15 protein-coding genes are annotated in these 13,032 nt (G+C 67.0%); 8 read left to right on the top strand and 7 right to left on the bottom strand.

What is annotated here, in order from left to right; genetic code table 11:
* Positions 1-14: 14 nt before the first annotated feature.
* Together pal and tolB are read right to left on the bottom strand one after the other, a co-directional pair.
* Positions 15-536 carry a peptidoglycan-associated lipoprotein Pal gene (pal, locus tag GGQ59_RS08235; protein ID WP_183817442.1) on the bottom strand — a complete coding sequence of 174 codons (522 nt, stop codon included), beginning with the start codon at positions 534-536 and terminating at the stop codon, positions 15-17.
* 246 nt (positions 537-782) lie between these two features.
* Positions 783-2,096 (bottom strand): Tol-Pal system beta propeller repeat protein TolB, encoded by a 1,314-nt coding sequence (gene tolB, locus GGQ59_RS08230; protein WP_183817440.1) that lies wholly within the window; start codon positions 2,094-2,096, stop codon positions 783-785.
* Between the two features lie 193 nt (positions 2,097-2,289).
* Here tolB and GGQ59_RS08225 point away from each other — a divergent pair, with 193 nt between their 5' ends.
* Positions 2,290-4,116: an ABCB family ABC transporter ATP-binding protein/permease gene (locus GGQ59_RS08225; RefSeq protein WP_183817438.1), complete on the top strand. Its 1,827-nt coding sequence runs from the start codon at positions 2,290-2,292 to the stop codon at positions 4,114-4,116.
* A gap of 2 nt (positions 4,117-4,118) precedes the next feature.
* Here the strand turns inward: GGQ59_RS08225 and GGQ59_RS08220 are convergent, their stop codons facing one another.
* Positions 4,119-4,772 (bottom strand): PEP-CTERM sorting domain-containing protein, encoded by a 654-nt coding sequence (locus GGQ59_RS08220; protein ID WP_183817436.1) that lies wholly within the window; start codon positions 4,770-4,772, stop codon positions 4,119-4,121.
* 259 nt (positions 4,773-5,031) lie between these two features.
* Here GGQ59_RS08220 and GGQ59_RS08215 point away from each other — a divergent pair, with 259 nt between their 5' ends.
* Positions 5,032-5,343: a hypothetical protein gene (locus GGQ59_RS08215; RefSeq protein WP_183817434.1), complete on the top strand. Its 312-nt coding sequence runs from the start codon at positions 5,032-5,034 to the stop codon at positions 5,341-5,343.
* A gap of 49 nt (positions 5,344-5,392) precedes the next feature.
* On the opposite strand, the gene GGQ59_RS08210 is transcribed toward GGQ59_RS08215, so the two are convergent.
* Complete coding sequence (locus GGQ59_RS08210; RefSeq protein WP_221400973.1) at positions 5,393-5,926, bottom strand: uracil-DNA glycosylase family protein; 534 nt, start codon at positions 5,924-5,926, stop codon at positions 5,393-5,395.
* A 92-nt stretch (positions 5,927-6,018) separates the two neighbouring features.
* On the bottom strand, positions 6,019-6,243 hold the full coding sequence (locus GGQ59_RS08205; protein ID WP_183817432.1) for a DUF3126 family protein: 225 nt from the start codon (positions 6,241-6,243) through the stop codon (positions 6,019-6,021).
* 103 nt (positions 6,244-6,346) lie between these two features.
* Here GGQ59_RS08205 and GGQ59_RS08200 point away from each other — a divergent pair, with 103 nt between their 5' ends.
* The gene (locus tag GGQ59_RS08200) at positions 6,347-6,829 is read left to right on the top strand and encodes a copper chaperone PCu(A)C (RefSeq protein WP_183817430.1); all 483 of its coding nucleotides are present in this window, start codon (positions 6,347-6,349) and stop codon (positions 6,827-6,829) included.
* Here the strand turns inward: GGQ59_RS08200 and GGQ59_RS08195 are convergent.
* Positions 6,826-7,698, bottom strand: coding sequence for an S-methyl-5'-thioadenosine phosphorylase (locus tag GGQ59_RS08195; RefSeq protein WP_183817428.1), 873 nt, complete (start codon positions 7,696-7,698; stop codon positions 6,826-6,828). The two genes, GGQ59_RS08200 and GGQ59_RS08195, sit on opposite strands and share 4 nt — an antisense overlap.
* A 110-nt stretch (positions 7,699-7,808) precedes the next feature.
* Here GGQ59_RS08195 and pth point away from each other — a divergent pair, with 110 nt between their 5' ends.
* The 4 genes from pth (at position 7,809) to GGQ59_RS08175 (ending at position 11,525) form a co-directional block, all read left to right on the top strand.
* The gene (gene pth, locus GGQ59_RS08190; protein WP_183817426.1) at positions 7,809-8,504 is read left to right on the top strand and encodes an aminoacyl-tRNA hydrolase; all 696 of its coding nucleotides are present in this window, start codon (positions 7,809-7,811) and stop codon (positions 8,502-8,504) included.
* 4 nt (positions 8,505-8,508) lie between these two features.
* Entirely contained in the window at positions 8,509-9,606 is a 1,098-nt protein-coding gene (ychF, locus tag GGQ59_RS08185; protein ID WP_183817424.1) for a redox-regulated ATPase YchF, read from the top strand.
* The gene (locus GGQ59_RS08180) at positions 9,606-10,199 is read left to right on the top strand and encodes a rhomboid family intramembrane serine protease (protein ID WP_183817422.1); all 594 of its coding nucleotides are present in this window, start codon (positions 9,606-9,608) and stop codon (positions 10,197-10,199) included. Before ychF ends, GGQ59_RS08180 begins: the two co-directional genes overlap by 1 nt.
* 102 nt (positions 10,200-10,301) lie before the next feature.
* On the top strand, positions 10,302-11,525 hold the full coding sequence (locus GGQ59_RS08175; protein WP_183817420.1) for a hypothetical protein: 1,224 nt from the start codon (positions 10,302-10,304) through the stop codon (positions 11,523-11,525).
* Here the strand turns inward: GGQ59_RS08175 and GGQ59_RS08170 are convergent.
* On the bottom strand, positions 11,522-11,827 hold the full coding sequence (locus GGQ59_RS08170; protein WP_183817417.1) for a GCN5-related N-acetyltransferase: 306 nt from the start codon (positions 11,825-11,827) through the stop codon (positions 11,522-11,524). The genes GGQ59_RS08175 and GGQ59_RS08170 overlap by 4 nt on opposite strands.
* Before the next feature lie 48 nt (positions 11,828-11,875).
* Here GGQ59_RS08170 and GGQ59_RS08165 point away from each other — a divergent pair, with 48 nt between their 5' ends.
* Complete coding sequence (locus tag GGQ59_RS08165; protein ID WP_183817415.1) at positions 11,876-13,021, top strand: TRAP transporter substrate-binding protein; 1,146 nt, start codon at positions 11,876-11,878, stop codon at positions 13,019-13,021.
* The last annotated feature ends 11 nt before the right edge of the window (positions 13,022-13,032 follow it).

Raw genomic sequence — 13,032 nt, 5'->3', positions numbered from 1 at the left:
TTCTTTAGGCCGGCTTACGAACCGACGCTGACCAGCATGGTGGTCGCGTTTCGGTTCTTGGCCCAAGCGTCCGGCGTGGAGCGGGGATCGATCGGACGTTCTTTCCCGTAGGAGATCGTCGTGATCCGCGAGGGGTCGATGCCGAGGCCCACCAGGTAGGATTTGGCCGCGTTCGCCCGGCGGGCGCCGAGGGCGAGGTTGTACTCACGCGTGCCACGCTCGTCGGCATTGCCGACCAGGCGCAGGCGGACTTCCGGGAACTCCTTCAGCCAGGCCGCCTGACGCGACAGCGTACCCTGCGCCTCGTTCGTCAGGTTGTACTGGTTGTAGCCGAAGAAGACGCGATCGCCCGCGCTCTGCTGGAAGTCTTCGAGCGTGCCCGGCTCCGGCCCGACGGGCTCGGTCCGCGCAGTGGTCGTCGGCGCGACGGTTTCGTAGTCGCTCGCCGTGTTCGCTTCTTCCGGCGTCGAGGCGCAAGCCGCCATCGCGCCGAGGGCCAGGATCAGGCCCGCTTTTCCAAGGGTTCGTTTAATCATCTCTCGCTCCGCTTCGTCGGGGACATAAGATCTCCCGCCATCCCCATGATCGGCGGTCAAAGGCAGCCTACCCGAACTGCCTTACCGCTTCGTTGCCACCCTCCTTGAGGGCGGGGGCCGCCTGGCAAGGGAGGGTGTCAATTGCAGGGCAAAATACCATCGCCCCGCGGCCGATCAACGCGGATCGGAGGGCCTGTTGGTGCCCCCCAGCCACACTGTTCCGTTTACGCAACAGTGCCGGTTCGATCAGTTCAAGGGCGGCGACCAAGCCGGATCGGACGCCTCGCCGGGCGTCGGGACGGGGCGCAGGTTCTGACCGGTCAAGTCGACGGAGTAGAGGCCGACCGGGCCACCCGGTCGCTCCTCGCGGTGGAACATCAAGACCCGACCGTTCGGGCTCCAGGTCGGCCCTTCGTCGAGGTAGCTCTCGGTCAGCAGGCGCTCGCCCGTACCGTCCGTCCTGACGACACCGATGTAGAAGCGCGACTTGTACTGGCGCGTGAAGGCGATGAGGTCGCCGCGCGGGCTCCAGACGGGGGTGCCGTAGGTGCCCTCGCCGAAGGTGATGCGCCGTTGGTTCGTGCCGTCCGCGTCCATGACGTAGATCTGCTGCGACCCGCCCCGATCCGAGGCGAAGGCGATCTGGCGGCCGTCGGGGGACATGGTCGGCGAGGTGTCGATCGCCGGGTTGTCGGTCAGGGTACGCAGCCGGCGTGTGCGCAGGTCCATGATCGCGACGTCGGAGTTGCCGTTCTGCTCGACAGAGAAGAGCACGCTCTGCCCGTCTGGGCTGAAGCGGGGCGCGAAGGTCATGCCGCGATAGGTGCCGAGCGCTTCCTGCTCGCCGGTCTCGATGTTGAAGAGGTAGACCTGCGCCGGCTGGTTATCGAACAGGGCGAGGTAGGTGATCTGCTGGTTCGACGGGCTGAAGCGAGGCGTCAGGACGTCGTAGTTGAGGCCGTCCGTGAGCGCCTGCGGATTGGCGCCGTCCTGATCCATGATCATCAGCCGCTTGGTCCGGTCGAGCTTGTTTCCCGACTCCGAGACGAAGACGATGCGGGTGTCGAAGTAGCCCTCTTCGCCCGTCAGGTTCGAGTAGATGAAGTCGGCCACCTTGTGCGCCGCGCGGCGCCAGTTCTCGCGCGGGGTCTTGTAGGCGACCGAGCCGAGCTGCTGATTGCCCGCAACGTCCCAGAGGCGCGTGTTGAGCTGGACCCGGCCATCGCCGAGCGGCTCGACCTCGCCGGTAACGAGGACCCGCGCGCCGATCACGCGCCAGTCCGCGAAGCGCGGCCGTACGTTGATGGAGCTGATCTGCTCGACGAAGGCGCGCTCATCGATCGGCGCGAAGAGACCGGAGCGTTCGAGGTCAGCCTCGATGACTTCGGTGATCTGCGTCGAAAGTTCGGCCGTATCGCCGCTCGCAACGTAGGACGGCACGGCGATCGGCAACGGATCGGTCCGGCCGCGCGTGATGTCGATCTCGACCTGTGCCGAAGCGTTCGCGGTAAAAGCGAACGCACAAGCGCCGGCGAGGAGGCCGGCGAGGAAGCGTCTCATGGTCACACCCGGATCAAGGCGCGAACGGCGAAGCCGCCGCGCGGTTCTCATGGTTACTCGTCAGGCGGCAAGGTATAAGAAGGGTTACCGCCGGGCCAACCCGGGCAGACGTGACGGGATGCTAAGGCAGTCCGACCTCGGTCCGCCCTCGGAGGCATGTCCAAGCGGCACCGCGCACCCTACTTGAGGAGCAATGCCTCCTCCCTCCGTGACCGCCCCCGACCTCGACAACGCCAAGGAAACGAGCCTGCGAGAGCAACTCGCCTCGCTGCGCTACCTGCTGCCTTACATGTGGCGGGCCGACCGGCCCGGCTTCAAGCTGCGGATCGTCGCCTCGATCGCGGTCATCCTCGCCGGTCAGATCGCGACCGTGATCGCACCCTTCGCGCTCGCCGACGCGATCAACCGACTCGACACGGAAGCGGCCATCGTCGCGACCGTCTTCGCATTGGTCTTGGGCTACGGTGCGCTGCGCCTGCTATCGGCCGCCCTGCCCCAGCTCCGCGAGTTCCTGTTCTCGGTCGTGGGCCAGAGCGCGCAGCGCGAAGTCGCGACCGGCGTCTTCGAGCACCTGCATACCCTTTCCCTGCGCTTTCACCTCGAACGGCGAACCGGCGGGCTTTCGCGTGTCATCGAGCGCGGCATCCGCTCGATCGACTTTCTGTTCCGCTTCCTGCTCTTCAACATCGGGCCGACGATCCTCCTCCTCGGCATCGTCTGCGTGACCTTCGCGATCCGCTACGACCTTTGGCTGTCGCTGATCGCGGCCGTGACGGTGGTCCTCTACTTCTGGTTCACGGTGACGAGCACGGAGTGGCGGCTGAAGTACCGCCGCGAGATGAACAAGAAGGACCAGCTCGCCAACACGCGGGCGGTCGACGCGCTCCTCAACTACGAGACGGTCAAGTACTTCGGAAACGAGGGGTACGAAGCGAGACGCTACGATGCCGCGCTTCGCGATTATCAGGACGCGGCGGTCAAGTCGCAGAACTCCCTCGCCGTGGTCAACATCGGCCAGGCGGTGATCATCAATGTAGGGCTCTTGGCGGCGCTCTGGCTGACGATCAGAGACGTCACCGCCGGAAACTTGGGCATCGGTGAGGTGACGGCCGTCAGCCTCGTGATGATGCAGCTCTACCAGCCGCTCAACATCCTCGGCTTCGCCTATCGGGAGATCAAGCAGGGCCTGATCGACATGGAACGGATGTTCGAGCTTCTGCACGTGGTCCCCGAGGTCGCCGACGCGAAGGACGCGAAGCCGCTCGAAATCTCGGGCGCGGAGGTGGTCTTCGACGACGTCCGCTTCCGCTACGACCCGGACCGGGAGATCTTGAAGGGCGTGAGTTTCACCGCGAAGCCGGGCGAGAAGGTCGCGATCGTCGGTCCGTCGGGGGCAGGCAAGTCCACGATCGCGAGGATCCTCTACCGCTTCTACGACCTCGAAGGCGGGTCGGTCCGGATCGACGGGCAGGACCTCAGGGACGTGACGCAGCGCTCCCTGCGTGCGTCCATCGGCATGGTCCCTCAGGACACGGTGCTGTTCAACGACACCGTCGGCTACAACATCCGCTACGGACGGCCGGGTGCCACACAGGCAGAGGTGGAACGGGCGGCGAAGCTCGCGCAGATCCACGACTTCGTCCTCTCCCTACCGAAGGGCTACGACACCCTAGTCGGCGAACGCGGGTTGAAGCTTTCGGGCGGCGAGAAGCAGCGGGTCGCGATCGCGCGGACGATCTTGAAGGACCCACCCTTGCTGATCCTGGACGAAGCGACCTCCGCGCTCGACAGCACGACGGAAGCGGGCATCCTCTCCGCGCTGCGGGAGGTCGAGAACGGTAGGACGACCCTCGTCATCGCACACCGCTTGAGCACGATCGTCGACTCCGACCGCATCGTCGTCCTGCGGGAAGGACGCGTGGTCGAAGAGGGCACGCACGACGCCCTCCTCGCCCGTGGTGGGCTCTACGCCTCCTTGTGGCGACAGCAGTCGGAGACGCAGAGCTTGGCGGCGGAGTGAGGTTACGCCGCTAGACGCCGGCGCGCCGCGTAGGCCGCGAGGCCCGTCGCGAAGAACACCGCGGCGCCCGGCAGCGGCACGGCCTCACCGATGACCGGGGCCGTCGCCGCCAAGCCGATCTCCGCGCCCGTCAGGTTCGCGCCGAAGAACCCTTCGAGCGCGTCACCGGCGAAGCTGCTCAAGGTCAGCGACAGCATCGGGTCTTCGGTGTCGAACAGCATGTCGATCGACGAAAGGCTGCTGACGTCGAAATCGAAGATGTGCGCATCAGCGATCATGGTGTCGTCCGTACCATCCGACACGGTGACCATTCCCATGATCATGCTCGCTGCCGTGTCGATCACGAAGTTCGTTAGGGAGACAGTGATCCCGCTCTCATTCGTCAATGACAGGCCGCTGCCATCGTGCATGATCATGCCGGCGAGCGAGGCAGGGTCGATGTCGCCGCCCGTGATCGGGAAGCCAAAGACAGGGTTGCCTGCCTCGTTCACTTCCACCGTCGCGGATCCCACCGGCGCTCCGCTCACCTCGAGACCCTCCAGGTCGGCCGTCACCTCGACGACGGTTACGCCGCCAGTAAGCGGCGCGGCCTGGGCGCCGAGGCCGAAGCCGGCAGCGAGAAGGCCCGCCGTCAGACTAGTCGCTAGTTTCTTCATTACTTTCTCCCTGGAACGTCCGGACTACGGCCGAACAAAAGTTCCCTGCCTTACGAAGAGAACACGGAGACTGGCTGCTCATTCCTGCTGTTTGCTTGGACAGAACGTCACACCGGACAGGTGAGTGCGGCCGGGGCAGCTCCCGTCCCTTCATCACATGCGCTCGACATTGGGCAGTCTGTGCCTGGACGAATCGGAACCCTCACCCTTACACCGCTGTCACCAATGCGTCGAAACGTGGAAACGAGGAGTTCGAATTATGGGTAAGGTGATCGCTGCGATCGTCGTCATCGCGATCCTGATCTTCGGCTGGATGTACTTCACCGATACCGATGTCGAGGGTGGCTCGCTGCCGGACGTCGATGTCGAGGGTGGCTCCATGCCCGACGTCGACGTGCGCGGACCCGAAGTTACGACGGGCACCGAGACCGTCGAAGTGCCGACGATCGGCATCGACGTGCCGGAAGACGATGCCGATGGCGAGGAAGACGAGATCGTCGATGACGAAGGCCTGAACGCGCCCGACGTCGACGTCGATGTCGATGCGGACGTCGAGCGCAACCCCGACTGAGCTATCAGCGGCAATCGAGCGGGAAACGGCGCCCTTCGGGGCGCCGTTTCTACTTGAGGGCCTGACGGACCGCGAGCCGAAGCGTCGGCAGCACGTCGGCCTCGAACCATGGGTTCTTCTTGAGCCAAGCGTTGTTACGCCAGGAAGGGTGCGGCAGCGGCATGATGAGGGGTTCGCCCGACGCCGTCTCGGCCACCCGTTCGCGCCAGCCGCCGACCGTCTCGGTCAATGTTCGTCCCCGCTTCTTTCCGAGGTGCCAAGCCTGGGCGTAGGCGCCGACGAGCAGGACGACCTGCAGCTGCGACCAGACGACCGCCATGACCTCGGCGCGCCAGATCTCCGCGCAGACGGCGGGCGGCGGCAGGTCACCTCCCTTCCCGGTCGGGCTCTTGCCATCATAACCTGGGAAGCAGAACGCCATCGGCGCGATCGCGACCCGGCCAGAGTCGTAGAACTCTTCCTCCGTAACCCCCATCCAGGCCCGCAGGCGGACGCCCGAGGGGTCGAGGAAGGGCCGTCCGCCCTGATGCGCGAGGTTGCCCGGCGCCTGACTGAACAGACCGATCGTCGCGCCTTCGGGCAGTTGGAAGACCGGCCGCGCCTTCGGAATCAGGCCGGCCCGCTCGCAGTGGCGGCAGGCCGACAGCCTTCGCCGGAGGTCGTCGAGATCGGCGCTTACGCCGTGCCTCCGACGTCCTCGAGGTCGACGCCGAGGATCGACATGTTGAGGTGGTAGTCCTCGGGGTCGTCCTCGTCGCGGAAGAGGACGCCGATGAACTCGTCACCGATGAAGACCTCGGCGCTGTCCGCCTTGTTCGGACGGGCGCGCACGTCGATCGAGGGGTTGGCGAAGAGGCCTTGCAGGTAGCGTTGCAGGCGGGCGATGTCGGTCGGGGACATGAGGGTCCTCCTCGGGTGTGCCAGCGCGGCGAGGAAGCCGCGTTGCGGGGTTCGCGAAGGGAGGGTAGCGCGCCGTTCGCGCCAGCCCAGAAGAGAGGCCGATATGACCCTTACGTACCGGATTGCCAAGCCGATGGCGCTCTGTGCGCTTCTGCTCGCCGCTTGCGGCGAAGCCGAAGTCTCCTCGCCCGCCGCAGCGCCCCTCGGCTCGGTCGGAGAGGCGGGCGCCGCCATCCGCGTCCTCGACGGCCGGGTCCGGCCGATGGCTGACGGCGTGTCCGGCACCGCTGGCTACCTGCGGATCACTTCGGATCAAGACGACGCCGTGATCAGCGCCCGCTCACCGCTCTTCAAGGCTGTCGAAGTGCACGAGATGAAGGAAGCAGACGGCGTCATGCGGATGCGCCCCGTTCCCCGCCTCCCCCTCCCCGCCGGCGAGACCGTCAGCCTGGAGCCCGAGGGTACGCACCTCATGCTGATCGGCGCCGACGAATCCCTGCGCGAAGGGGACAGCGTGCCGGTCACCCTCACCTTCGAGAGCGGGCAGAGCTTGACCCTGACATTGCCCGTCGAGGAAGGCCGCTAGCCGAGCACCCGACCGGCCACCGCATCGAGCTTCGCGAGGAGCGCCGGGTCGCGCTTGTCGGGCGCGGTGATGAGGGCGGTGTCGAGGACGTGCTCGATCCCGGCGGGGCTGGGCGTCCGCTCGGGCCCGATCGTCGGGATCAGCGCGCGCAGCATCGCGCGGGCGTTCTCGCCGTTCCTGCCCATGACCTTGAGGACGCTGGCGACGTCCACCGCGCCCGACGGCTCGTGCCAGCAGTCATAGTCGGTAATCATCGCGCAGCAGGCGTAGGGAAGCTCGGCCTCGCGGGCGAGCTTCGCCTCGGGCATCCCTGTCATGCCGACGACGTCCATGCCCCAGGCGCGGTAGAGGTTGCTCTCGGCCAGCGTGCCGAACTGCGGGCCTTCCATAGCGAGGTAGGTGCCGCGTTCGAACGCGGTCACCCCCGCCGCTTCGCAGGCGGCGAAGACCTTCGCTGAGAGACCTTCGCAGACCGGCTGCGCCATCGAGACGTGCGCGACGAGGCCGGTGCCGAAGAAGGACGAGGGACGCCCCTTGGTGCGGTCGACGTACTGATCGACGACGACGAAGGTGCCGGGCGCCATCTCCTCGCGGAACGAACCGCAGGACGAGATCGAGAGCACGTCCGTCGCGCCGAGCCGCTTCAATGCGTCGATGTTGGCGCGGTAGGGCACCTCGGATGGGGAGATGAAGTGCCCGCGTCCATGACGCGGAAGGAAGAGAAGACGGACACCCGCATATTCGCCCTCGACGATCGTGTCGGACGGCGCCCCCCAAGGGGTATCGACGTCGTGAGTCGCGGTGACCTCGAGCCCTTCGAGGTCGTAGAGGCCGGAGCCGCCGATGACGGCGAGGACGGTGCGGGCCATGGACTTGCCTCCTGCTTGCTCATCGGCGCTAGCGACGCGTCGCGCTCCGCGCAACGCAAGCACCCAGCGGGCGGCTTGAACCCTTGGCCCCCCGCCCGTAACTGCCGCGCATGATCCTCCTCGTCGGCCTCGGAAACCCGGACGCGAAGTACGCGGGAAACCGGCACAATGCCGGCTTCATGGCCGTGGACGCCATCGCGGAGGCCCAGGGGTTCGGCCCTGAGCGCGAGAAGTTTCGGGGCCTCGTGCGCGAAGGGCGCCTCGGACCCGAGAAGGCGCTGATTCTGAAGCCGATGACCTACTACAACGAGGCGGGGCGGGCCGTGCAGGCGGCGGCCCAGTTCTACAAGCTCGCGCCCGACGACGTCGTCGTCTTTCACGACGAGATCGACCTCGCCCCCGCCAAGCTTCGGGTGAAGAAGGGCGGCGGCCTCGCAGGCAACAACGGCCTGCGGTCGATCGCGGCGCAGTTCAGTGCCGACACCTGGCGGGTCCGGATCGGCGTCGGCCATCCTGGCGACAAGAAGGCCGTCGTCGCGCACGTGCTCAAGGACTTCGCCAAGGAAGAGCGCGAGGGCTGGGTCGCGGAGATGCTGGACGGCATCGGCCGCGCCGCGCCGAAACTCGTGCCTCTGTCGGAGGAGAACGGCAGCCGCTTCGTGTCTGCCGTCATTCAGCCCGGCGCGGCGGACAAGCCGAAGGCGCGCTCCGCGCCACGCCCCTCACCGGCGCCCGCCCCCGTGGCGCCCGAACGTGCCAACCCATTCATCGACGCGCTCGCCTCGCTCGGGCGCAAGAAGGACTGACCCCATGGGCTTCAAATGCGGGATCGTCGGCCTGCCGAACGTCGGCAAGTCCACCCTCTTCAACGCGCTGACCAAGACGGCCGCCGCGCAGGCCGCGAACTATCCTTTCTGCACGATCGAGCCGAACGTCGGCGACGTCGCCGTGCCCGAGCCGCGGCTCGCCAAGCTCGCGGAGATCGCAGGGAGCGCCGAGGTCATCCCGGCGCGTCTCCAGTTCGTGGACATCGCCGGGCTCGTCAAAGGCGCGTCTAAGGGCGAGGGACTCGGCAACCAGTTCCTGGCCAACATCCGCGAAGTCGACGCCGTCGCCTACGTGCTGCGCTGCTTCGAGGACGACGACGTTACCCACGTCGAGGGTCGCGTGGACCCGATCTCGGACTTCGAGACGGTCGAGACCGAACTGATGCTCGCCGACCTCGAGAGCCTCGAGAAGCGGCGGGTGAACCTGGAGAAGAAGGCGAAGGGCCAAGACAAGGAAGCGAAAGAAGCGCTCGTCCTCGTCGACCTTGCCCTCGAGCAGCTCCGTGAGGGTAACCCCGCCCGCGCCGCCGAGGTGCCCGCCGACGCGATGAAAGCATGGCGTGGCCTGCAGCTTCTGACCGCGAAGCCCGTCCTCTTCGTTTCGAACGTGGACGAGGGGTCCGCGGCGGAGGGCAACGCCTACTCGGCCAAGGTCGCCGAGCGGGCGAAGGAAGAGAACGCCGTAGCCGTCGCGATCAGCGCGAAGATCGAGTCGGAACTCGCCACGCTCGACGACGAGGAGGCCGCCGAGTACCTGAGCGAGCTCGGCCTCGACGAGCCGGGCCTCAACCGCCTGATCCGCGCCGGCTACGACCTCCTTGGGCTTCAGACCTACTTCACCGCAGGACCGAAGGAGGCGCGCGCTTGGACCGTACGGCGGGGCGCCAAGGCGCCCGAGGCCGCAGGCGTCATCCACACCGACTTCGAGAAGAAGTTCATCCGCGCCGAGACGATCAGCTTCGACGACTACGTCGCTCTGAGAGGCGAGGCCGGTGCCAAGGAGGCGGGCAAGCAACGCATCGAGGGCAAGGAATACGAGGTGCAGGACGGTGACGTCATGCACTTCAGGACGGGCGCCTAGTGCCGCCGATCCTCCCTAGCGACGCGCCTCTCGCCTTCACGCTTCTGGCCGTCACGACCCTCGCCAGCCTCTATGGCCTGATGATGGACCGCAGCTTCGTATCGGGCGGCATTTTCAACGTCGGCGCGGTCCGCGGCGGCCAGTGGTACAGGATGGTGACGCCGGCCTTCCTTCATGCCGATATCGGCCACCTGCTGGTCAACATGCTGACCTTGTACTTCTTCGGACCGGCGGTCGAGGTCGTGTACGGCACGAGCGGCCTCGCGATCATCTACCTAGGCAGCCAGCTGGCCGCGCAAGGCTACACGCTCTACCGCAAGCGCGACGACGCGAGCTACAACGCCCTCGGTGCCTCCGGCGCGGTGTCTGGCGTCGTCCTGGCCTTTTGCGTCTTCGCGCCGCTGGCGAAGCTCTATCTCTTCTTCGCGATCCCTGTGCCTGCTTTCGCCTTCGGCCTCGGCTACGTCGCCTATTCGTCCTTCGCCATGAGCGGAAAGGGCCGAATTGCCCATGAAGCACACCTTGGCGGGGCGATCGGCGGCGCGGTTCTTGCCATCTTGTTGCCGACCGCGTCGGGGCCTCTCCTCGGTTGAGGAAAGCGCCACCGTGCGGTGCAGCAGTGCAGGTGACCTAGGGCGCCGAACAGGCGTAAGGTGGAGAGCTTGCGAGAAGACGGCGAACAGGGCGAGAGTGCGATGACCGACCGACCCCATGGGCTGAAGGATCTGTTCGGCAGCATCCCCGATTCCAAGAACGAGGCGCCCCGCCCCGCGTCCGACATGAGATCGCCGAGCACGACGTCCGGGACCGATGAAGGGCACAGTCCATCGGGACGAGGTGCGCCCGGCGCACCCGTGATCGACATACCGGGCGGCCCTGCCCCGGACCTACCCACGATGCCCGACCCGGCGCCGGGCACCTTGACCGCAGGCGGTTCTGCGGCACAGGGCACGGCACCGCTCAGCGTCGTGCTGGTCGCCCTACGCGGCTGGTCATCCGTCCGCCGGACGGTCGAGGCACTCGGCCTTCAGACCGAAGCGGCGATGATCGACCTTCTCCTCGTCAGCCCGGGACCGCTCGATGGGCAACTGCCGACGGGCGCGCTGCGCAGCGTCTCGGTCGTGTCGGTCCCCGATGACGCAGGTTACGCGGAGGCGGCGGCCGCAGGCTTGCGCGCAGCGCAGGGCGACCTCATCGCGCTCCTGGACGACTACGCCTTCCCCGCAGTGGATTGGGCGGAGGCCGTCATATCGCATCGACTCGCACGGTTCGGAGCTCTCGGCTCGGCCTACGTGAACGCCAATCCGCGCTCGCCTCATTCCTGGAGCCACATGCTCATCGAGTACGGCCGTTGGCGCGACGGTCTGGCTGGTGGCGAGGTCGACGCCCTGCCCTCGCGAAACCTGGTCTTTCGCCGGGACGTGCTTGCTTCGATGCAGGACGATCTGGCTGCCTTGCTGTCCCATGACGGCGCACTGATCGAACGCTTGCGGCGTCAGAACCTGCCGCTGCTGATGGATGACGGTGCGCGGGTCGGCATCCTGAACCCGTCGACGATGAAGGGCGCTCTCGGCGCACGCTTCGCGGCCGGGCGCCTCGCCGCCGCGCAGGAGAGCCGGTCGATCGGCCTTCCGAAGCGTACTGCGAAGGCGGTCGGCTCGTTGCTGGGCGCGCACCGAAACTATCGGCGCTCCCGCGGCAGCATCTTCGCGGGCAGCGACCCGACCGTTAACCCGAAGCGTCATGGCCGCGCCGTGATGCTCGGCATTCTCAGCGAAGGGGCTGGGCGGGCCGCGGGTTACCTCCGTGGCGCCGGCAAGGCGGCCGAGAACCGCGCGAGGCTGGATACCGACCGGACGGCCCTGCTGAACAAGACCGATCGCCGTCAGTTCGGACCCGACAAGCCGAAACGGCGTTAGCGCGGCCGCCCCGCCTTCCCCCGAAAAGCGAGACTTTGCCGGTTCAGCGCAGGTAGGTCCGCTCGCCCTTCCAATATGGCTTCGCCGAGCGCCACTGCGCGGGAGAGCGCGGCGTCGGACGCGTGGGCGTAGGCGGGCCGCCCCTCCACATGCTTGTACCAGACGTCGCCGAACGCCGCGTCGAGCAGCACGCGCTGGAAGCAATGATCGAATCGGATCGGCCAACCACGCGCCTCGGCGACCGCCGGAAGCTTCCGGCGGGTAAGGTCTAGCCACTCGGCCTCGATCGCGGCACGGTCCATACCGGAAAGCTAGGACCGAGCGGCAGTCTCGGCGAGCCGGGAGGGGTCATGGGGGACGCGTCGGATCGCAGGGCTATCGACCGAAGGGGGTTCCTGAAACGGGGCGCCGCCATCGCGCCCCTCGCGCTCGCCGGTTGCGACTGCGCGGAGCGTTGCGGCGCCGTCGATACGCGCGCCGAAGGCCTCCGGCCCCGCGAGCTCAAGATGGTCACGACCTGGCCGAAGGATTTTCCCGGGCTGGGGGAGGCCGCCGAGCGGATGGCGTCGATGATCGCGCAGCTGTCCGGCGGGGCATTGCGCATCCGCGTCTTCGCCGCGGGCGAACTCGTCGGCGCTTTCGACGCCTTCGATGCCGTCTCCGGCGGTTCGGCCGACCTTTATCACGGTGCGGACTACTACTGGACCGGAAAGGACCGCGCCTATCCCTTCTTCACGGCCGTGCCCTTCGGCATGACGGCAGTCGAGCAGATGGGCTGGACCGAGTTCGGCGGCGGGCAGGCGCTGTGGGACGAACTCGCAGCCCGGTTCGGAATCAAGCCCTTCGCGGCGGGGAATACCGGGCACCAGATGGGCGGGTGGTTCAAGCGCGAGGTACGCAGCCTGGACGAGCTGCGCAGCCTTCGCATTCGAATGCCCGGCCTCGGCGGGGAAGTCATGCGGCGGGCCGGAGCCTCGCCGGTCAACATTCCTGGCAGCGAGATATACCAAGCGCTCCAGTCCGGAGCCATCGAAGCGACCGAGTGGGTCGGCCCATGGAACGACCTCGCCTTCGGCCTCTATCGCGAAGCGCCGTATTACTATTGGCCCGGCTTCCACGAGCCCGGCGCGCAGCTGTCGGTCGGCGTGAACCTTCGTCTGTGGGAGGATATGACGGCGCAGGAACGCGCCGTCATCGAGACAGCGGCACGGGCGGTGAACCACCTTACTCTAGCCGAGTACCAAGCGCGGAATGCCCAGGCGCTCGACCTTCTCGTCCGGGAGCACGGCGTACAGCTTCGCCGGATGCCGGACGACGTCATGGACGCACTCGCGAAGGCCACGGCTGATGTGCTGGAGGATGTCGCCGCCTCCTCCGAAATCGCCCGCCGCATCGCGGAGAGCTACCGCGAAAGCCTCCGTCGAAGCGCTGGTTGGAACAAGATCTCGGACGAGGCCTACTTGGCTGCGCGCGGCCGCGCCTTCGGGATCGAGTAAACGGAGCGAGC

It is taken from the genome of Parvularcula dongshanensis (assembly GCF_014199615.1).
Classification (GTDB): domain Bacteria; phylum Pseudomonadota; class Alphaproteobacteria; order Caulobacterales; family Parvularculaceae; genus Parvularcula; species Parvularcula dongshanensis.
The sequence above is the reverse complement of the archived record's forward strand: the minus strand, read 5'-3'. Positions and strand labels throughout refer to the sequence as shown.